The organism is Candidatus Poriferisodalis sp. (assembly GCF_965204125.1).
GTDB lineage: Bacteria > Actinomycetota > Acidimicrobiia > Acidimicrobiales > Poriferisodalaceae > Poriferisodalis.
On sequence record NZ_OZ241968.1, the window covers coordinates 20,813 to 39,152 of the forward strand.

The 18,340-nt window shown below is 67.8% G+C and carries 21 protein-coding genes; 7 read left to right on the top strand and 14 right to left on the bottom strand.

Annotated features, from left to right (window positions below; all coding sequences use genetic code 11):
- Positions 1 to 26: 26 nt before the first annotated feature.
- Positions 27 to 1,331, top strand: coding sequence for a glutamine synthetase (locus ACOGXD_RS00340; protein WP_419915959.1), 1,305 nt, complete (start codon positions 27 to 29; stop codon positions 1,329 to 1,331).
- 45 nt (positions 1,332 to 1,376) lie between these two features.
- Here ACOGXD_RS00340 and ACOGXD_RS00345 read toward each other — a convergent pair whose 3' ends face one another.
- Positions 1,377 to 2,759, bottom strand: coding sequence for a glutamine synthetase family protein (locus tag ACOGXD_RS00345; protein WP_419915960.1), 1,383 nt, complete (start codon positions 2,757 to 2,759; stop codon positions 1,377 to 1,379).
- Positions 2,760 to 2,886: 127 nt separating this feature from the next.
- On the opposite strand from ACOGXD_RS00345, the gene ACOGXD_RS00350 reads away from it, so the two are divergent.
- From ACOGXD_RS00350 to ACOGXD_RS00360, 3 genes are read left to right on the top strand one after another with little or no spacing between them, the layout of a single operon-like run.
- Complete coding sequence (locus ACOGXD_RS00350; RefSeq protein WP_419915961.1) at positions 2,887 to 4,194, top strand: cytochrome P450; 1,308 nt, start codon at positions 2,887 to 2,889, stop codon at positions 4,192 to 4,194.
- Entirely contained in the window at positions 4,154 to 5,491 is a 1,338-nt protein-coding gene (locus ACOGXD_RS00355; RefSeq protein ID WP_419915962.1) for a cytochrome P450, read from the top strand. The genes ACOGXD_RS00350 and ACOGXD_RS00355 overlap by 41 nt, the downstream gene beginning before the upstream one ends.
- Positions 5,488 to 6,186, top strand: coding sequence for a type 1 glutamine amidotransferase (locus tag ACOGXD_RS00360; RefSeq protein WP_419915963.1), 699 nt, complete (start codon positions 5,488 to 5,490; stop codon positions 6,184 to 6,186). The genes ACOGXD_RS00355 and ACOGXD_RS00360 overlap by 4 nt, the downstream gene beginning before the upstream one ends.
- Positions 6,187 to 6,228: 42 nt before the next feature.
- On the opposite strand, the gene ACOGXD_RS00365 is transcribed toward ACOGXD_RS00360, so the two are convergent.
- Positions 6,229 to 7,113 (bottom strand): alpha/beta hydrolase, encoded by an 885-nt coding sequence (locus ACOGXD_RS00365; RefSeq protein WP_419915964.1) that lies wholly within the window; start codon positions 7,111 to 7,113, stop codon positions 6,229 to 6,231.
- Positions 7,114 to 7,320: 207 nt separating this feature from the next.
- Between ACOGXD_RS00365 and ACOGXD_RS00370 the strand changes: the two genes are divergently transcribed.
- The 3 genes from ACOGXD_RS00370 (at position 7,321) to ACOGXD_RS00380 (ending at position 9,013) form a co-directional block, all read left to right on the top strand.
- Positions 7,321 to 8,154, top strand: a complete 834-nt coding sequence (locus ACOGXD_RS00370) for an SDR family NAD(P)-dependent oxidoreductase (protein ID WP_419915965.1) — start codon at positions 7,321 to 7,323, stop codon at positions 8,152 to 8,154.
- 89 nt (positions 8,155 to 8,243) lie between these two features.
- The gene (locus ACOGXD_RS00375; protein ID WP_419915966.1) at positions 8,244 to 8,591 is read left to right on the top strand and encodes a hypothetical protein; all 348 of its coding nucleotides are present in this window, start codon (positions 8,244 to 8,246) and stop codon (positions 8,589 to 8,591) included.
- A gap of 2 nt (positions 8,592 to 8,593) precedes the next feature.
- A complete protein-coding gene (locus ACOGXD_RS00380) occupies positions 8,594 to 9,013 on the top strand; it encodes a putative toxin-antitoxin system toxin component, PIN family (protein WP_419915967.1) in 420 nt (139 codons plus the stop codon).
- A 41-nt stretch (positions 9,014 to 9,054) separates the two neighbouring features.
- Here ACOGXD_RS00380 and ACOGXD_RS00385 read toward each other — a convergent pair whose 3' ends face one another.
- The 12 genes from ACOGXD_RS00385 to ACOGXD_RS00440 all read right to left on the bottom strand — a co-directional run bounded on the left by ACOGXD_RS00385 (position 9,055) and on the right by ACOGXD_RS00440 (position 18,316).
- The gene (locus tag ACOGXD_RS00385; RefSeq protein ID WP_419915968.1) at positions 9,055 to 9,591 is read right to left on the bottom strand and encodes a hypothetical protein; all 537 of its coding nucleotides are present in this window, start codon (positions 9,589 to 9,591) and stop codon (positions 9,055 to 9,057) included.
- A gap of 41 nt (positions 9,592 to 9,632) precedes the next feature.
- Entirely contained in the window at positions 9,633 to 10,142 is a 510-nt protein-coding gene (locus ACOGXD_RS00390; RefSeq protein WP_419915969.1) for a hypothetical protein, read from the bottom strand.
- Positions 10,143 to 10,242: 100 nt separating this feature from the next.
- Positions 10,243 to 10,713, bottom strand: a complete 471-nt coding sequence (gene fabZ, locus ACOGXD_RS00395) for a 3-hydroxyacyl-ACP dehydratase FabZ (RefSeq protein ID WP_419915970.1) — start codon at positions 10,711 to 10,713, stop codon at positions 10,243 to 10,245.
- A gap of 10 nt (positions 10,714 to 10,723) precedes the next feature.
- Positions 10,724 to 11,137 (bottom strand): c-type cytochrome, encoded by a 414-nt coding sequence (locus tag ACOGXD_RS00400; protein ID WP_419915971.1) that lies wholly within the window; start codon positions 11,135 to 11,137, stop codon positions 10,724 to 10,726.
- The gene (locus ACOGXD_RS00405) at positions 11,134 to 11,532 is read right to left on the bottom strand and encodes a hypothetical protein (RefSeq protein ID WP_419915972.1); all 399 of its coding nucleotides are present in this window, start codon (positions 11,530 to 11,532) and stop codon (positions 11,134 to 11,136) included. Before ACOGXD_RS00405 ends, ACOGXD_RS00400 begins: the two co-directional genes overlap by 4 nt.
- A 3-nt stretch (positions 11,533 to 11,535) precedes the next feature.
- The gene (gene trpA / locus ACOGXD_RS00410) at positions 11,536 to 12,342 is read right to left on the bottom strand and encodes a tryptophan synthase subunit alpha (protein WP_419915973.1); all 807 of its coding nucleotides are present in this window, start codon (positions 12,340 to 12,342) and stop codon (positions 11,536 to 11,538) included.
- Between the two features lie 10 nt (positions 12,343 to 12,352).
- Complete coding sequence (gene trpB / locus ACOGXD_RS00415) at positions 12,353 to 13,564, bottom strand: tryptophan synthase subunit beta (RefSeq protein WP_419915974.1); 1,212 nt, start codon at positions 13,562 to 13,564, stop codon at positions 12,353 to 12,355.
- A 12-nt stretch (positions 13,565 to 13,576) separates the two neighbouring features.
- Complete coding sequence (locus ACOGXD_RS00420; protein ID WP_419915975.1) at positions 13,577 to 14,251, bottom strand: phosphoribosylanthranilate isomerase; 675 nt, start codon at positions 14,249 to 14,251, stop codon at positions 13,577 to 13,579.
- Between the two features lie 74 nt (positions 14,252 to 14,325).
- Positions 14,326 to 14,640 carry a putative quinol monooxygenase gene (locus tag ACOGXD_RS00425; RefSeq protein WP_323673075.1) on the bottom strand — a complete coding sequence of 105 codons (315 nt, stop codon included), beginning with the start codon at positions 14,638 to 14,640 and terminating at the stop codon, positions 14,326 to 14,328.
- 73 nt (positions 14,641 to 14,713) lie between these two features.
- Positions 14,714 to 15,589: a YgfZ/GcvT domain-containing protein gene (locus ACOGXD_RS00430; protein WP_419915976.1), complete on the bottom strand. Its 876-nt coding sequence runs from the start codon at positions 15,587 to 15,589 to the stop codon at positions 14,714 to 14,716.
- Between the two features lie 5 nt (positions 15,590 to 15,594).
- Positions 15,595 to 17,829: an anthranilate synthase component I gene (locus ACOGXD_RS00435; RefSeq protein ID WP_419915977.1), complete on the bottom strand. Its 2,235-nt coding sequence runs from the start codon at positions 17,827 to 17,829 to the stop codon at positions 15,595 to 15,597.
- 28 nt (positions 17,830 to 17,857) lie between these two features.
- Positions 17,858 to 18,316: a GroES family chaperonin gene (locus ACOGXD_RS00440; RefSeq protein ID WP_419915978.1), complete on the bottom strand. Its 459-nt coding sequence runs from the start codon at positions 18,314 to 18,316 to the stop codon at positions 17,858 to 17,860.
- Between the last annotated feature and the right edge of the window lie 24 nt (positions 18,317 to 18,340).

Consider the following 18,340-nt stretch of genomic DNA (forward strand, 5'->3'; position numbering starts at 1 on the left):
GATCCGAACAGCGACAAGGAACAGCCATGGCCAATGAACGTGTCCGCATGCTGTGGCCCGACCATCTGGGTCTCGCACGGGGCAAGTACGTGCCGTCCGCCTTCGCACACGATGGCACCGGCCATGCGGCAGCCGTGTTCAGCCTGGCCTACGACCGCTCGTTCATCGCTGCGCCTGGCTCGGGCGTGCTCGACGGCTTTCCCGACATGCACGCCACCTTCGACGAGGCCGACCTGCGGCCCGGCTGGGATGACGACCGCACCCAGGTGGCTGTCTGCGACCTGTCCCAGCGAGGCGAGCCGTTCCGCTTCTCGGCCAGATATGCGCTGCGCAAGGCCGTCGCCGACTGGGAGGCGTTGGGCTATCGCCCGATGGTGGGCATCGAGTTCGAGGCATACGTGCTCGAGCACACCCCGGAGCACGGCTGGCAGCGGTGGGACACGCCCGAGTCGTACGTCTACGGCACCGGGCGCTACGTGGACCCGATCGGTCTGATCGACGACATCGTGGACCTCGCGGCCGGAAGCGAGATCGTGCTGGAGTCGGTCAACGCCGAGTTCGACTCGGGCCAGTTCGAGCTGACGCTCCGCTACGCCGATGCGCTGCGGGCTGCCGACGACGCCTTTCTGTTCAAGGTGCTGGCGCGTGAATGCGCCATGGATCGTGGCCGCCGCCTCACGTTCCTCGGCAAGCCGTATGCGGAGCTGGAAGGCAACGGCGTCCACGTGAACTTCTCGCTGGTCGATGCCGACGGCAACAATGCGCTTGCCGACACCAGTGCCGTCGACGGCCTGTCGGAGCTGGCAAAGAGCTGCCTGGCCGGGCTGTGCGCCCATCACCAAGGGCTCACGCCGCTGTGCGCCCCCACGGTGAACGCCTACCGGCGCTTGCGGCCGTTCACGTTCAGCGGACGGCGGGCCAACTGGGGCTACGACCACCGTGTGGTCGGCACTCGTGTGCCGCCCGAGCGGGGGGCGCGCACACGCATCGAGTCACGCCTGGCCGACGGCACGTGCAACGTCCACACGGCCATCGCCGCGGTGCTCCAGGCGGCGCGCCTCGGCGTGATCGACGAGCTGCCCTGCCCCGATCCGGAGACCAACGACGGCATGGAAGCGTGGAACACCGAGGTCACCTCAGCGCTCAACCTGACCGACGCCTTGGACCATCTGCGTGCTGACACTGCACTCGCCGAAGCCGTCAGCAGCGACCTCGTCGACAACTTCCTCGCCATCAAAGACGCCGAGTGGGAACGCTACGCAGCCGCCGTCGGCGAACCCTCCGACGACATCAGCGAATGGGAGATCAACGAGTACCTCCCCTACCACTGAGCAAGTTCCTGCCCAACTGGCGATCTCAGCGGGGCGAACTCTCCCTTAGGTGAATTCGAGGTAGCGATCTCGCTCCCAATCGGTCACTTCGTCGCCTGTCGGGTCGCAGCCGGCCTCGGTGAACTTGTCGAGCTCGGCCTTGGCCATCAGCACGAAGTTGGTCGAGAACTCCTCCCCCAGTGCAGCGGCCAGCGAGCTGCCCTCGAAGGCCGCGATGCCGTCGGCGGCGTTGGCGGGCAGCGGCACCGCGTCGCCAGGATCGTCGTACATGTCGCCCACGCTCATCGGGCCCGGGTCGGCGCGGCGCTCGAGGCCGTCGGCGCCTGCTGCCAGCAGGCCAGCGATCATCAGGTACGGGTTGGCATCCGCGCCCGCAGACCGGAACTCCACGCGGTTCGCATTGTCCGCGCCGACCGTGCATCGGCACATCACCGAGCGGTTGTCGAGCCCCCAGTGCACGTGAGTGGGAGCGAATGTGTAGGGACGCACGCGCTTGTAGCCGTTGGGCACGGGGCTGCCGAGCAGCGACAGCGCCGCGGCGTTGTCGAGCTGACCGGCGAGCCAGTGCGACATCACGTCGTTGGGCCGCTCCTCGGAGCTGGCGAACGCGTTGGAGCTCGCTGCTTCGTGCGGCTGCTCGCCGCCGCCAGGAGCGCGGTGGCTCACGTCTACGAGGCTCGTGTGCACATGCATGCCGCTGCCCGACGGCTCGGTCCACGGCTTGGGCATGAACGTGGCCTTCAGCCCGGTCTCCTCGGCGATCTCCTTCACAATGCTCTTGTAGAGCGCGGTGTTGTCGGCCGTGGTCATGGCATCGGAGTACTGCACGTTGATCTCGATCTGGCCGGGTCCGTACTCGGGATTCGACGATTCGACCGGGATGCCGGCATCGATCATCGCGAGGCGCATCGCCAGCAGCACCGACTCGAGGTCTGAGCGGTCGGTGAGCGACGAGTACTGGATGTGGCTCTGTGTATGCGACCAGTCGGCCTCGCACAGGTAGAACTCCATCTCGGTGGCCACGAGCGGGCTGTAGCCCAGTGTCCGGCAGCGCGCGATCTGGCGGGCCAGCACCGTGCGGGGCGCGATGGGGTGGAGACGGTGCGGCGGCTCCAGACTGTCGGCGAACACCAGCGCATAGCCGGGACGGTGGCCGAAGAGCCTGAGCGTGCCGAGATCCGGGACCAGATGCGTGTCGAGAAAGCCCTTACCCATGTTGATGTAGGGGCTGTCGACCAGGTCGTTGTGCAGGTCGAAGATGTAGATGGCATCCGCCAGGTGACAGCCTCCCTCGGCGACCGAGCGCAGGAAGTGGTCGACAGGAAAGCGCTTGCCGCGCAGGTGCCCGTAGGTGTCGACGATGGCCACCTCGACGGTGTGCACATCGGCCATCCGCAGGGTGCTCTGGATGTCGGCAATCTCGCTCATGGGTTCATTCCTTCGTGGAGTTCGCGTGTGATGGACGCGCCTGGTCGGCTCGCGGGCGGGCACAGCTTTACCATTCGGCTGTGCTTCCCGAAACCGCATTGGCCCGAACGAACATGGAGTTGACATCGTGACCGATGGATCGGCGCCGAGCGAGCCGCCCGCTGACATCGACATCGCCGATGCCGGCCGCTACGGGAACGGCATCCCCTGGGACGACTTCCGGACGCTGCGCTCACAGCCGGGGCTGCACTGGAACCGGTACGAGGCTGAGTCGAATGTAGACGGGGGCTTCTGGGCGGTGACACGCCACGCCGACGTGTGCGAGGTGTCGCGCCATCCCGAGCGCTTCTCGTCGGCCATCGGGCACGTCAACCTGTGGGACCTCGAAGCCGACGCGCTGGAGGCCCGCCGATCGATCCTCGAGCACGACCCGCCGGCGCACACCCGGCTGCGTCGGGTGGTCTCCAAGGCGTTCACGCCCCGCCAGATGCGCCGCTACACCGAGCGCACCCGTGCCATCGCCGACGAGTTGCTCGACGTGGTGGTCGAGCGGGGCGGCGGCGACTGGGTGGAGCTGGTCGCAGCGCCGCTGCCGATCCGGGTGATCATCGCGATCCTGGGCGTGCCTCCCGAAGACGCCGATTACATGGTGGAGCTGTCGAATCACCTGGTCGAAGGCACCACCGAGACGCAGTCGCTGCCGCCCGACGCCTATGGCAACACGACGCCGCTGCGCCTGCTCCCCTTCGGCAGCCCTGCCGCGTGGGGGCTGTACGAGTACGGGGCGAAGCTGGGCGACGAGCGGCTAGCCCATCCCACCGACGATGTCGTGAGCCACCTGGTACATGCCGAAGTCGGCGGCGACCGCCTGACAGCTACCGAGTTCCGGAACTTCTTCCAGGTGCTGGTGTTCGGCGGCAACGAGACGACGCGCACCGCGATCACACACGGGACGATGGCGTTCGCGGAGCACCCCGAGCAGTGGGACCGGCTGGCGGCAGACCGTGAGCTGCTTCCCAACGCTGTCGAGGAGATCATCCGCTGGGCCTCGCCGATCCTGCACATGCGCCGCACCGCAGCAGTTGACACCGAGCTGGCAGGCACCCAGATCTCGGCGGGCGACAAGGTGGTGATGTGGTACCCGTCGGCCAACCGGGACGAGGCGGTGTTCGAGCGGCCCGATGAGTTCGACATCGGCCGGACAGACAACGCACAGATCGCCTTCGGCGGCGGCGGGCCGCACTTCTGCCTCGGCGCCTACCTGGCCCGCATGGAACTGACCGTGCTGCTCGAAGCCATGCTCGACCGCGGCATCCGGCCGGCGAGCGTGGCCGACCTCGTGCGCATCCCGTCCAACTTCGTTCACGGCGTCGCCTCGGTGGAGGTGGCTGTTGATGTTGCAGTCGCCGAGCCGCCCGCTGCTGTGCGAGCCTGAGGCAGTGAGCACCTGGGCCGAGCCCTACCTCGACGATTTCGGGCCTGACGACGCCAACATCTCCGACCACGACGTGTGGACGCACGGCGTGCCCCACGCCACGTTCGCCCGGATGCGCCGCGAGGACCCCGTGGCCTGGGTCTACGAGGTGGACGGGCGCGGCTACTGGGCCGTCACCAAGTACGACGATGCGTTCCGCATCAGCCGCGACACCCAGACCTTCACCTCCGCGCAGGGCATCCGGCTCGAGGACATGGCGCCCGACGAGCTCGAAGCGCGCAAGACGATGATGGAGATGGACCCGCCCGAGCACACCCGCTACCGGCGCCTGGTGAGCCGCGGGTTCACGCCCCGGGTTGTCAACACCTATGAGGCGGCCATCCGGGGACTGGCATGCGAGGTGCTCGACCGCGCCCTGACCGAGGAACGATTCGACTTCGTGACCGAAGTTGCCACCGAGCTGCCCATGCGGATGCTGGGCCGCATGCTGGGCACCAGCGACGCCGACGGCCACCAGCTCGTGGAGTGGGGCGACGCGCTGCTCGGCAACACCGACCCCGACTTCACCGACTACCCCGTCGGCTTGGTGGACACCGACGAGTTCCGCTTCATGCCGTTCCGCAGCCCGGCCACCGTGGAGATCTTCGAGTACGCGGCGGCCCAGGCGGCGCAGCGGCGCGAATGCCCGACCAGAGACGTGATCAGCCAGCTCCTGGCACCCACCACCGACGGCACGCCGCTCACCGACCTGGAGTTCAAGAACTTCTTCACGCTGCTGATCGCAGCGGGCAACGACACCACCCGCTACACGATGACCCACGGGCTGTGGGTGCTGATGGCCCACCCCCACCTGTTCGACACCTGGCGGGCAGCGGTGCTCGCGGGCGACGACGACCTGACCGCGAGCGCTGTGGAGGAGGTGCTGCGCGCCAGCTCGGTCACGACGCACTTCCGGCGCACGGCCACCTGCGACACCGAGATCCGCGGCACCAAGGTGCGAGCCGGCGACAAAGTGGTGCTGTACTACGTCAGCGCCGATCATGACGACGATCGCTTCACCCACCCGTTCCGGTTCGACTTGGCCCGCCCGAACAACGAGCACATGGCGTTCGGCCGCAACGGCCCGCACCTGTGCCTGGGAGCGTGGCTGGCCCGCATGGAGATCAAGGTGGTGTTCGAGGAGCTGCTGCGGCGGGTGGTCCGCGTCGAGCAGGACGGTCCGATGGAGCGGCTGCGGTCCAACTTCATCTCCGGCATCAAGCGCCTGCCCGTACACGTGGTCGAGCTGGCTGCATGAGGGCGCTGGTCGTCACACACGAGGAGACGTCGCGGCCCGGTTTCGTCGGTGACCGCTTGGTGGAGCGCGGCGTCGAGCTGCATGTCCACGTGATGGTGCCCGACACCTCGCGGCCGGCCGACTTCCAGCCGCTTCCCGAAGACGACTTCGACGTGCTCGTAGTGACGGGTTCGTACTTCTCGGTGTATGAAGACGCCATCGAGCCGTGGATCGGTGCCGAGCTAGACCTGATCCGCCGTTCGCACGAGCGGGGCACGCCGGTGCTGGGCATCTGCTTCGGCGGTCAGGCGCTGGCTGCGGCACTGGGCGGATCGGTGGACCTCTCCCCCGAGACCGAGATCGGCTGGTACCGGATCTCGCCGCCCGACGGCGTCGATCTGCCGATTTCAGTGGGGCCGTGGATGGAGTGGCATCACGACCGCTTCCATTTGCCCGACGGCGCTGAGCTGCTCGCCAGCACCGAGATCTGCCCCCAGCTGTTCCGGATGGGCCGCAGCGTGGGCACCCAGTTCCATCCCGAGATCAGCACCGAGCTGGCCAGCGAATGGCTACGCGAAGCCAGCGATGACTACCTGGCATCGGTAGGAATCGTCCGCGAGGTGATCCTTTCCGAAATCGCGCGCAACGAGGCGGCTAACCGACGCAATTGCTTCGATTTGGTGGATTGGTTCCTCGACGACGTGGCGAAGTCGTAAGCCCGCCTTCGCCGTCAGGCCCGTCAGCGCAGGCGGGCAGCGTCAGACGCCGAGACGCTCGCTCAGGTATTCGGCCACCCGTGCCACGCCCTGGTCGGCCTCGGGGAACAGGCCCGCCATCGAGTGCCAGACGTGGATCATTTCGGGCCAGACCTCCAGCGTCACGTCGACGCCAGACGTGCGGGCCTTGTGTGCCAGCCGCTCGCTGTCGCTCAGCAGCACCTCGTCGTCGCCGCAGTGGATCAGCAGCGGCGGCAGACCCGACAGGTCGCCATCAAGCGGCGACGCGTAGGGATCGGCGGCGTCGCCGTCGGGGCCGAGGAAGACCCCGGCGATCCGGGTGAGATCGTCGGCGGTCACCATCGGGTCGCGGTCCGAGCGGGTCACGGCGCTCTCGCCGGAGCCCGACATGTCGACCCACGGCGAGATGGGCACGGCTGCGGCCGGCAGCGGCAGCCCGAGGTCGCGCAGCTTCATGAGGGTCGACATCGTGAGCCCGCCGCCTGCGGAGTCACCCGCGATGGCGATCTTGTCGGCGGAGTGACCGCGGTCGAGCAGCCAGCGGTACACCGCAACCGAGTCCTCCACCGGCGCCGGGTGGGGATGCTCGGGCGCCAGGCGGTAGTCGACCGAAAGCACCGGGCAGCCCAGCTGGAGGGCCAAGTTGCCGGTGAGGTTCCGGTGCGAGCCGATGGACCCGGCGACATAGCCGCCGCCGTGCACGTACTGCACGATGGCGTCGCCGGTCGTCTCGTCGGGCGTCTGCATCTCGCACGGAACGCCGTTCGCGTCCACCATCTCGCCGGTAACGCCGGCGGGCAGCGGGCGCGCAGTGAGCTCGATGCCCTTGCGCATGGCATCGATGTCGGCAGGCATGGCCTGCGACGCGATGATCTCGCGGATCCTGTAGAACGCTTCGCTTGCCATCGAGCCCTCCCCTGATTCGGCCCGCATCGGGACGATCTGATCGGCCGCCACAACGTAGCCACGTTGGCAAGACGAGGCCCGACGTGGACTGCCGGTGCGTGCGCGGATCAGGAGGCTTCGCCGCCGCATCGCCCTTTGCTGCCCACTCGTGTTCGCTACGCTCACGGCCGCTCGGGCCAGGGCTTCGCCGATCGGCTCAGCCTCGCGATGTCCGCAGGGCCCGGCGCGGCGCTCGGAGGGAATCGCATGCTGCTCAAGGACAAGGTCGCAATCGTGACCGGCGGTGCATCGGGCATCGGCGAGGCGAGCGCGAAGCGTTTCGCTGCCGAGGGTGCGTCGGTGCTGGTCGTCGATATCCGCCGTGAACGTGCCGAGGGTGTGGCCGAATCGATCATGGAAGCCGGCGGCGAGGCGCACGGTTTCGGCGCCAACGTCGCGGAGCCTGACGATGTGGAGTCGATGGTGGCCACGGCCGTGGACCGTTGGGGAGGCCTGGATGTGCTCTACAGCAATGCAGGCACCATCCGCCCCGGCACCGCGGTGGAGCTGGAGCCTCGCGACTGGGACCTCGTGATGAAGGTCAACGTGCGCTCGGTGTACCTGGGTGCCAAGTACGCGGTGCCGGCGATGGAGGCTCGCGACGGCGGCTCGATCATCAACACGGCCTCGATCAGCGGCCTGCACGGTGACGGCGGCTCAGTGGTGTACGCCGCCTCGAAGGCGGCCGTGATCAACCTGACGCGGGCGTTGTCCACCGATCACGCCCCCGACGGCGTGCGCGTCAACGCCATCTGCCCCGGCACGATCCAGACGCCGCCCGTGCAGCGGATGATGCAGGACCCTGTGGCGCTCGAACGCAACCTGGCGGCCCACGCACTGCGCCGCCTCGGCCATCCCGACGAGATCGCAAGCGTCGCCGCCTGGCTCGCCAGCGACGAGTCGTCATTCGTCACCGGCGAAGCCATCGTGGTCGACGGCGGCCTGCGAGCCCAATCACCCCTAGGCCGCCTAGCCGACCCCCGCCCCACCCACCTCCGCTGACCAGTTCCAGCACTGATCCCCAAGCTTGGCGCATCGCAATAGCGCAAATTCCTTTGGGCGCGGGCTGGCAGCGTGCCTACGATGACAGCGTGACCACGGTCAGCGAGCGTGACGAGATTGCCCAGGCACTCGACGTCCTGCGGGGCTCAGCGGCGCACCAGACCGAGATTTCCTGTCTCGGCTCGGAGATCCGGCGCGCCGCTTCGGCCGGCGCATCGTGGCATCAAATTGTCGAGGCAATCGGCGTCGACCGCACAGAGGCTTGGGAGCAATTGCGCCAAGACGTTGGCTCGGCGATCGAACGGAACGCTCTGTCCAGCGAGGCCCTTTCGGAAGCCGAAGCGATGGAGATCGCCGTAGCTGAAGTCAAGGCCGTTCGCGCCGAGAGAGCACAGCGGAGGACACGCCCAAGACGACGCTCTGGCCTCTCGATCTGAGCATGCGGGCCGTAGTCGACGCAAATGTGCATGTGTCCGCGCTCATTGGCAAACGCGCTCCGGCTCGAATCATGGCGGCTTGGGTGCGTCAGCGGACGTTCGACCTGGTGGTATGCCCTCAGCTCATCGCTGAGATCAGCGACGTGCTCGAGCGAGTCCACGTGCGGCGCAGGCTCCCGCTTTCAGCAGCGGATCGCTACCTGTTGGCACTCGCTGCCCAAGCCACGCAGATGCCCGACCTCGAACCGATAGCGGCCGCGACGCGAGATCCGGACGACGACTACCTCATCGCCCTTGCGCGGGCTGCACACGCAGACCTCATAGTGAGCGGCGACAACGACTTACTCGAATGGCCGGAGCAGCAGCCACCAGTGGTCTCTCCTGCAGCATTCGAAGACCTACTCTCCGCCGAGACCACCTGACAAGTCATCGAGGTCGCATGCGCCCCGGTCGCTGCGCCGCCTCAATTGGCCCGCCGTGTTTCCGCGCAGGCATCCACTCGTGCGCGAATGCCGGTCCACGTCACGGACGACGTCAGGCGGTTGAGAGTGCGAATGCCAAGCGATTTCTGCGAGCCAAGTTCATGATCGAGCACATCGGTAGCAACAACCCAAAACGTCCAGTATTCGGGATCGGCAACATTTGCGTTGGAGGCCGGCACAGGCTCAGGCAGGCAGAAGACATACACATCGGCAAAGCGCAGCGGCTGACTGTGCGGGATCCACTCACCGCTCGCGGCCGTCCAGGAGCTCACATTCTGATCGATGCCAAATCGAATCTTCGACGGCTGATCCTGACTCCAACTCTGGCTGCGCCCCGACGCCTTGACCTCGATCTTCGTCTCGCGATACATCAAGTCGTACGCATCCCACTCCCGTCGAGGCGTCCGTGCATCGATCACACCGAGCGCTTCACCGACGAGCCATTCCGCAAACAGGCCTCTATTCCGGTTGTCAACCAGATCACCGAGCACCCAGCGGCGAAACCTGTCGATGTCCAAGCCTCTATCCGACACATATGGCGACGGTATCGAAGCTGCGTTCAGGCGCGGCGGGCAATTGGCAGGGATGGCTGCCAGGTTCTCTCGGGTCCCATGCGGGGCCTTGCGGGAGGGCCAAAGCGCTCTGCGAGCGCTTGACTAGCTGCTGGGTCGTTGAGCTCCAGCACGCCTGACACGGCCTTTGCGCTCACCGCTGAGTCGATCATTCGCTGAGCTGCGCCGCCCTCAGGCAGGTGCGAGGTCAGTACGTAGTACGGAGTGTCGTCACCTATGGAACGCAGCAAGAAGCCGGTGAGCAACGCCTTCTTGACCGTGTCGGTTCGACGCATGCCTGGTCGATTCCCTTTGAACGAGCCCTTGTACTCGAAGTACACGAGCTCACCGTTGGGTGCCTCGGCGACGTCATCAACCTCACAGCCGATGTCGGTGAACCTCTGCTTGCCGTGAAGCTCGAAACCGAGCGCGCCCAGGTACTCCTTGGCCTGCCGCTCGAATGCAGTGCCCTGCCGACGTGAATCGGCTTGGAAGTCGTCCCCGACTTCGCGGAGCATCCCCAAAGCCTCGCGCGACCTGCGCAAATGCGCCAATCTCACTCAGTGTTGAGGTTGAGAACGGCCGGAACGCCCTGTGCCGCGAGGGCCCTCGGCGGGCTTAGTCCACGTCTGCGGCGTCGGCTATGAGGAACATCATCGAGGCTTCGCAGGCGGTCTGGCCTTCGACGCTGGCCGTGCCCGAGGCTCGGCCCGCCCGGGCGGACAGGCGGTCGATGGTGGCTTCCAGGCGCAGCGTGTCGCCAGGGGTGACCTGGCGGCGGAAACGGGCCTTGTCGATGCCGCCGAAGAGCGCCAGCTTGCCTTCGAGCGATGATGCCGAAGCTGCGGCGAGGCCGGCGGTCTGGGCGAGGGCTTCAACCATCAGCACTCCGGGCAGCGTGGGGCGGCCCGGGAAATGACCGGCGAAGAATGCTTCGTCACCGGTCAGGTGCCAGTGCGCCACGCAGCGCTCGCCGGGCTGGAGCTCGACGATCTCATCCACCAACAGGAACGGCGCACGGTGCGGCAGCAGATCGGCGGGTCGAGGGAATTCTGGATCGCTCGCTGAGTCGTTCACTGCGTCATTCACTGCGGCGAAGCTACCGCTCGTCGCCGAAGGTGCTCCGCTGGTAGGCGACTACCGCGGCGATCTCGGCGTCGGTGAGGATGCCGCCGAACGGGGGCATCGAGCCACGACCGGTCCACACCACCTCCAGGTGGCTGCGAACGGTCAGGCGCTCGTCGACGCCGCCGAGCGCTGCGCCTACGCCGCCGCTTCCGTCGCTGCCGTGACACACCGAGCAGCTGTCACTGAAGACTTCGCTTCCGAGCGTCACATCGGCGCTCTCGAACGCCAGCTCAAGCCGCTCCAAGTCGGCTTCCGTGGCATCGCTGCCGCCACAACCCGCCAGTGCGAGAGCGACGACGAGCGCCATCGCGACCAACAACGGCATCACCCGCACCCGGGCGAGCTGCCGAATGCGAGCACCGCCGAATGCGGCGTGGCCGGTCATCGGGTCTCCCTTGGCGTGCCGACGCCGGTGTAGCGGCTCGGCGGCTCCATCCAGCGGCGGGACATCCAGTCGGCATCGCGGTAGTGGGCGTGGAAGTGATCGGGGATCTGGCGCATCACCTGGTCCACCCTCCCACCTCCGGGCCCGAATCTGAGTTCACCCGCTTCGACCAGCCGAGCCAGCATCGCTGCCAACTCATCGGGAGGGGGCTCGGTTCCATGCCGCTTCCACACCACCATCGGCGTGGCGCACACTTCGCAATCGGCCACCCAGCACAGCTCGTCCTCGTAGTACCAGTGCGTGAAGCGGGCGGCCTCGCACAGCTCGCAGTCGTCGTCGTACGCCGCGGCACCTCTTCGCGACGATTCGGCGGGTTCCGGATCGGCGGCGCTCACCGGTCAGCCGTGGTCCAGCGCCGTCCGGTAGGAAGCCACGAGCTCGCCCACGGCCTCGGGACCGTCGGACATCAAGGTGCGGACGACTGCAGAGCCGATGATGACGCCGTCGGACACTTCACACGCCTCAACGGCTTGGGACGGCGAACCGATGCCGACGCCGGTGAGCACGGGTCGATCAGTGACGGCCAGGCAGCGGGCCGCAATCTCGGTGGCCGTGCGGGCGAGGGCCGTCCGCTCGCCGGTCACACCGAGCAGGCCGACCGCGTAGACGAAGCCTCGGGATGCTCCGCACAGCGCTGCGAGCCGGTGCTCGGGCGTGGTGGGAGCTGCCAGCAGGATTGCCTCGACGCCCGACTCGGCCGCGGCCTCCAGCCATGGCCCGGCCTCCACGTAGGGCAGGTCGGGCAGGATCGCGGCGCAGACCCCCGCATCGAGCAGCGCTGAAGCGAAGCGCTCGTGACCTTGGTGGTGGCAGAGGTTGTAGTAGGTCATCACCGCGTGCGGCACGCCGGTATCGAGCTCCCGTGCTTCCTCCAGCACCGATGCCGGGGTTGCTCCGTCGGCCAGGGCCGCAGTCGAAGCCTGCTGGATGACCGGCCCGTCCATCACCGGATCGGAGAAGGGAACGCCGATCTCGATGGCATCGGCGCCGGCCGCCGCTGCCGCTTCCACAGCGCGCTGCCAGCCCTTGTAACCGCCCGTGACGTAGGGCACCAGCAGCTTCGCGCCGCGGTCGCGCCGAGCCCGCAGATGCGATTCGAGCGCGCCGAAAGGACCGGCGGCGCCAGTCAATGACGACTCGCTCACGAACGTGCCCTCATTCGCTCAGCCCATGCATCCCGAGCACATCCATCATCTGGTCGACGTCCTTGTCACCCCGACCCGAGAGATTCATCAGCACCGTCTGGCCCGGGATCTCTGGTGCCGCCCGGACAATCCATGCCAGGGCGTGAGCGCACTCCAGCGCCGGGATGATGCCTTCGGCCCTGCTCATCAGCGTGAACGCCTCGACCACCTCGGCGTCGGTCACGCTCGGGTACTCGGCACGGCCGATCGCCGCCAGGTAGGCGTGCTCGGGCCCGACGCCCGGATAATCAAGCCCGGCCGAGATCGACTCGGCCTCCATCACCTGGCCCACCTCGTCCTGCATGAGATAGCTGGTCATGCCGTGCACCACGCCGGGCACGCCGCGCCCGACCGCGGCGCCGCCAGCAGGCTCTACGCCCACGAGCCGGGCGTCGCCGTCGGCAAAGCCCGAGAAGATCCCAGCGGCATTGCTGCCCCCGCCGACACACGCGACCACCACGTCGGGGTCGCCGCCAGTGAGGTCTTTGCACTGCGCCGCGGCCTCGTCGCCGAGGATGTGGTGGAACGTGCGCACCATCCACGGGTAGGGATGGGGGCCCATCACCGAGCCGAGGCAGTAGTGCGTGTTCTCGACGGTGGCCACCCAGTCCCGCAGCGCCTCGTTGACGGCATCCTTGAGCGTGCGGCTGCCCGACTGCACCGACTCCACTTCGGACCCCAGCAGGCGCATGCGGAACACGTTCAGGGCCTGACGGTCGACGTCGACGGCGCCCATGTACACCTTGCACTCCATGCCGAGCAGCGCCGCAGCAGTTGCTGTGGCGACGCCGTGCTGGCCGGCACCGGTCTCGGCCACGAGCCGTGTCTTGCCCATGCGCTGGGCCAGCAGCGCCTGCCCGATGACGTTGTTGATCTTGTGCGAGCCCGTGTGGTTGAGGTCTTCGCGCTTGACCAGCAAGCGCACACCCAGTTGGCTCGACAGGTTGCGGCATTCGGTCAGCGGCGACGGCCGTCCCCCGTAGTCACGCAGCGTGGTCTCGAATTCGGCCACGAACGCCGGGTCGGCCCAGGCCTCCCGGAATGCCGCCTCAAGCTCCTCGCACGCTGCGACCAGCGTCTCGGGAACGAATCGGCCACCGAAGTCGCCGAATCGCCCATCGGGCGTGGGCTCGCCCATGACCGACCGGTGACCGGGCGTGGGACCGTCAGTTGCTGCAGCCATGTCGCCCCTCGCTTAGTCGTCGCGCCAGTCGTACGGTGCGCCCTGTTCTGGCGACTCCGACTCGTCGGCCTCCTCGTAGAGGGCCCCGGCCTCCTTGGCTGCCGTGACGAACTCGCGCATGGCGAGCACATCCTTGCGGCCGGGCTCGGACTCGACGCCCGACGCCACATCCACGCCCCACGGCCGCACGACCTCAATGGCCTGCGCCACGTTCGAGGCGCGCAGCCCGCCCGCAAGCAGCAGTCTCATGCCGCGATCTCGGCCCTCGAGTTGCCGCCAGTCGAAGACACGCCCGCTGCCGGGCTCGGAGCCGTCCAGCATGAGCACCGAAGCGCCGTAATCACGCACCCGTTCCACATTGGGATCTCCCGCGACGAATGCCTTGATCAGGCCGGGCACCCGCTCGGCGATCCAGCGGCTGTCGGCCGTGGTCTCATTGCCGTGCAACTGAGCCAGGCGCAGACCGGCTCCATCCATGATCTGCACGACCCGCTCGGGCAGCTCGTTGCGGAATACACCGACCGTGACGACGCCGCCCGGCAGTCGGCGAACGATGTCCCTGGCCAGCCTCGGGGAGATCTGCCGTGGCGACCCGGGCACGAAGTTGAAGCCGACGGCGTCGGCACCCATGCCGACGGCGACCAGCGCATCCTCTTCGTTCGTGACGCCACAGATCTTTACGAACATGTCACTACCGGCATGTCAGGCGATCCCTCGCGGCAGCGGGCCCATGTGTCCCGCTCTTGTTCGCTGAGCCAGGGTCAGAAATCGAGACCCTTGGCCACGGCTGGGTCGAGGAAGATGAGCTCGGGACGGGCCGCCATGAACTCACGAGTGGCCTGGCCGAAGACCTTCATCTGCTCCGAGCCGCCGTGGGCTGCGAGCGCATCCTGGTCGCTGTACAGCTCGTAGAACCACACCACGTCGGCGTCGTTCTGATCCTTGTGGGCGGCGTATACCTCGGTGCCCGGCTCGCCGGCGACGTTGCTCATGCCGATGTCGGCGATCACTGCGAGCAGCTCGTCACGCATGCCTTCTTTGGCGGTCAGCTTGGCCAGGAGTGCCGTCTTTGCCATGTCGTTGCTCCCTGCGATCCGTTCGACTCGACAACAGCCTGCGAGCGTACCGGCACCGATCCCAGCGGCGAGATCAGAACAGGTCGGCAAGAGCGACGGGCGGGCCGCCGTCAACGCGCACCTCGCCGCCGACACCTCGTTGCACAGATGCGAATCCGACGACGGCGCCAGCCAGCGAAGCGGTACTCAGCACGGTGCCGATGCCGGCGCCGTCGGTGCCGCAGAGCCCGTCACCTGGCGAGACATCGCCCGCAGCTCGGAAGCGCTGAATGCACCGTCGCCCTCCGGTGCGCGAGTCGATTCGCTCCACCAGCTCCTGGCCCCGGTAGCAGCCCTTGGTGAACGACGCAGCTCGCTCGACGAGGCCGGTCTCGTTGGGGATGTCGCCCGGTTGGATCTCGATGCCCATGGCCGGCAGGCCGTAGGCCATGCGGAGCGCCTCGAACTCGTCCGCCGAGACCTGCTCGGCGCCGTCGGCCAACGCAGCAGCCTCGCTGCCCGAGCCGACCAGCAGGTCGTGGCCACTGGCCAGCGGCCAGTGCGTGGGGCGCACCACGTGCTCAGGGGCTTCGGCCGGGCCGGCGCTCGAAGCGCCGACCGCCGATTCGCCTGCCACCAGGGGTCCGCGCACCGCGTGCATCTGCCATTCATGCAGGGAGAAATCGGCACGCGTCCGCAGCTTGAAACGCTCAAGCGATGCGGATGTCGCCTCGCCGAAGCCGGGCTCGATGTCGGCAATGTAGGTCTCGGGGCCGGTGCGGCTGATGGCGAAGAGCGCCTCGATCCGCCCTCGTGGTTCCAGCAGGAACGACAGGGTGCTCTGGCCGATCTCCATGGCCTCCACGTCGGCCGAGATCTGGCCGTGCAGGTACACCGCGGCCTCGGGGCCGGTCACCACGAGCACATCGCGCCGCGCTGTTGCCGCTACCAGCCGGTCGAGCTCAGGCACCACAGTCATCCTGCCCTCCATCCGGGCACCAGCCGGTCCACGGCGCTGCGTATCAGCGCTAGCCCCACCCCGTCATCGAGCGACATGATCGACTCCGGGTGGAACTGCACGGCCGCGACCGGCAGCTCGCGGTGCTCCACCGCCATGACGATGTCGTCGTCCAGGCTGACCGCCGTCACCTCGAGCGAATCGGGTACTTCGGAGCGGCGGGCGAACAGCGAGTGGTAGCGGCCCGCCCGGAATTCCTTTGGCAGCCCGTCGAGCAGCTGCCCGCCGAGGATGCGGATGGCAGACGGCTTGCCGTGCATGGGCGTGGCGAGCTGGCCCAGCTCGCCGCCGAAGTACTCCACGATGCCTTGCAATCCCAAGCACACCCCGAACAGCGGCAGCCCGGCATCGAGCGTGGCCCGCACCACCGGTCCGATGCTGAAGTCGTCGGGCCGGCCCGGGCCTGGCGAGAGCACGATGAGGTCGAAGTCGTCGGCGCTGATCTCCTCGGTGGGGAAGCCGGCTCGGCGCGTCACCACCGTGGCACCGGTCTGGCGCAGGTAGTTCGCCAGCGTGTGCACGAACGAGTCGAGGTGATCCACCAGCAGCACCCGCCGGTCGCTGGGGGCCGAAGCGGCAACCCCTGTGGCCGCCGCCGAGCGCGGCCGCCGGATGGCGTCGAGGAACGCCGATGCCTTGAGCTCGGTCTCCGATTCCTCCTCGTCGGGCTCGGAGTCCCACAGCAGCGTGGCCCCCACCCGCACCTCCGCATGTCCGTCGGCGACGCGGATCGTGCGGAGCGTGAGCCCGGTGTTGAGGCTGCCGTCGAAGCCCACCTTGCCTACAGCACCCCCGTACCAGGCCCTGGCGGTGCGTTCGCGCTGCTCGAGGAACATCATCGCCGCCGTTTTGGGCGCGCCGGTCACCGTGACCGCCCACGTGTGCGACAGAAACGCATCGAGCGCGTCGAAGCCGGGGCGCAGACGCCCTTCCACATGGTCGACGGTGTGGATGAGGCGTGAGTACATCTCGATCTGGCGGCGGCCGATCACCTTGACCGACCCGGGGATGCAGATGCGGCTCTTGTCGTTGCGGTCGACATCGGTGCACATGGTCAACTCGGACTCGTCCTTCGCCGAGTTGAGCAGCGCCAGGATCTGCGAGGCATCGTCGATGGGGTCTTGGCCGCGGGCGATGGTTCCCGAGATCGGGCAGGTCTCCACCCGCTCGCCCTCGACCCGCACGTACATCTCGGGCGAGGCGCCGATGAGCCACTCGCCCGTATCACCCGCCGCACTGTGCCCATTGCGCCCGGCTGAAGCCGGGCCGAGATTGATCAGGAACCCGTACGGCGCTGGGTTCTGCTCCTTGAGCCGGCGGAACAGCTCTGCGGGAGACTCGATGCAGGGCTCGGAGAACATCTGGCTGGTGACCACTTCGAAGAGGTCGCCACGGGCGAAATACTCATGGGCCGCCCGCACACCGGCCGCATAGCCGCCGGGCTCGTGGTCGCAGCTCGCCTCCAGCTCGAAGTCGGGCTCGTACGGCACGCGTGCGCCGCCGCCCGCCAACCCGGCGGTGCTGCGTCCGTTCACGTCGAAGTCGTAATGGAAGCGCTGCGCGATGCCGCCCTCGTGGTCCACGATGAGCAGGTCGTCGGGCAGGTAGAGCACCAGGTCGCGCTGTTCGGCCGGGCGCGGCAGCGTCAGCGCGATGGGCTCGAACTGGAACGCAAGGTCGTAGCCGAAGGCCCCGTACAGGCCCAGGTGCGGGTCGTCGCAGGAGAACAGGTTCACCAGGGCGCGAACCACCGTGAACGTGGACGGCTGGCGGCTGCGCTCTTCTTCCTCGAAACGCCGATCGGCCCGTTCCACCCGGCAGACCACGGCGCCCGAGCCGTCGCCGGCCTCGTGACGAAGGTCGACGATGCCCGCAGCGCTGCCCAGCGCCGCCAGCGCCTCATGAACCGGCTCCAGCAGCACCGTGCCTCGCTCGTTCAGGGCGCTCACCCAGATGTCCTGCGCCCGGCTGGTGATGGCCAGCGGCGGGTCGGCGAAGCCCATGTCCCAGCGGGTGTAGCGGCCGGGGTACTCGTAGCTCGACGACAGCAGCACGCCCCGCGCCTCGTCCAGCCGGTCGACGAGGTCTTCGATCTCGGCGTTGCCGTCGACCGTCGATGCCGTCAGCGAGATGGTGATGCCGCCGCCGGTCTGGAACTGCGTCTCGCCCGTAGTCATCTGTTCAGGGCTCATGGGTCCAAGCGGGCTCAGGGCCGCACGATCACAGGTACAGGCCGGTGCTGCCGGGCTCGATGCGCGGCGCAGCGATGGCGTGCACATCCCGCTCGCGCAGGATCAGGAAATCGTCGCCGTGCACCTCGACCTCGTGGCGATCCTCGGGGCTGAACAGCACCCGGTCACCTTCCTGGGCCGTCCTCACGTTCGGCCCGGCGCCGATGACCTCGCCCCACACGAGGCGCTTGTTCTGCTGCGCGGTTGCCGGGATCAGGATCCCGCCGCTGGTGCGCCGCTCCGAGCCGTCGTTGGGCAGCCGCACCAGCAACCGGTCGTGCAGCATCTTGATGGGCCGGCGCTCGCCGTCGGAATCGGGCGGGGCAGACGGCTTCGGCTTGCTGGCAGCGGGCTTGGGGCGACTGCCGGTCTTCGAGCTCTTCGAGGCACGAGCAGGTTTCGTCGCCGCAGCGGCGCCGTGCTCGTTGTTGGTCTCAGGAGCGCTCACCGCCCGCACGGTACCGTTCACCGG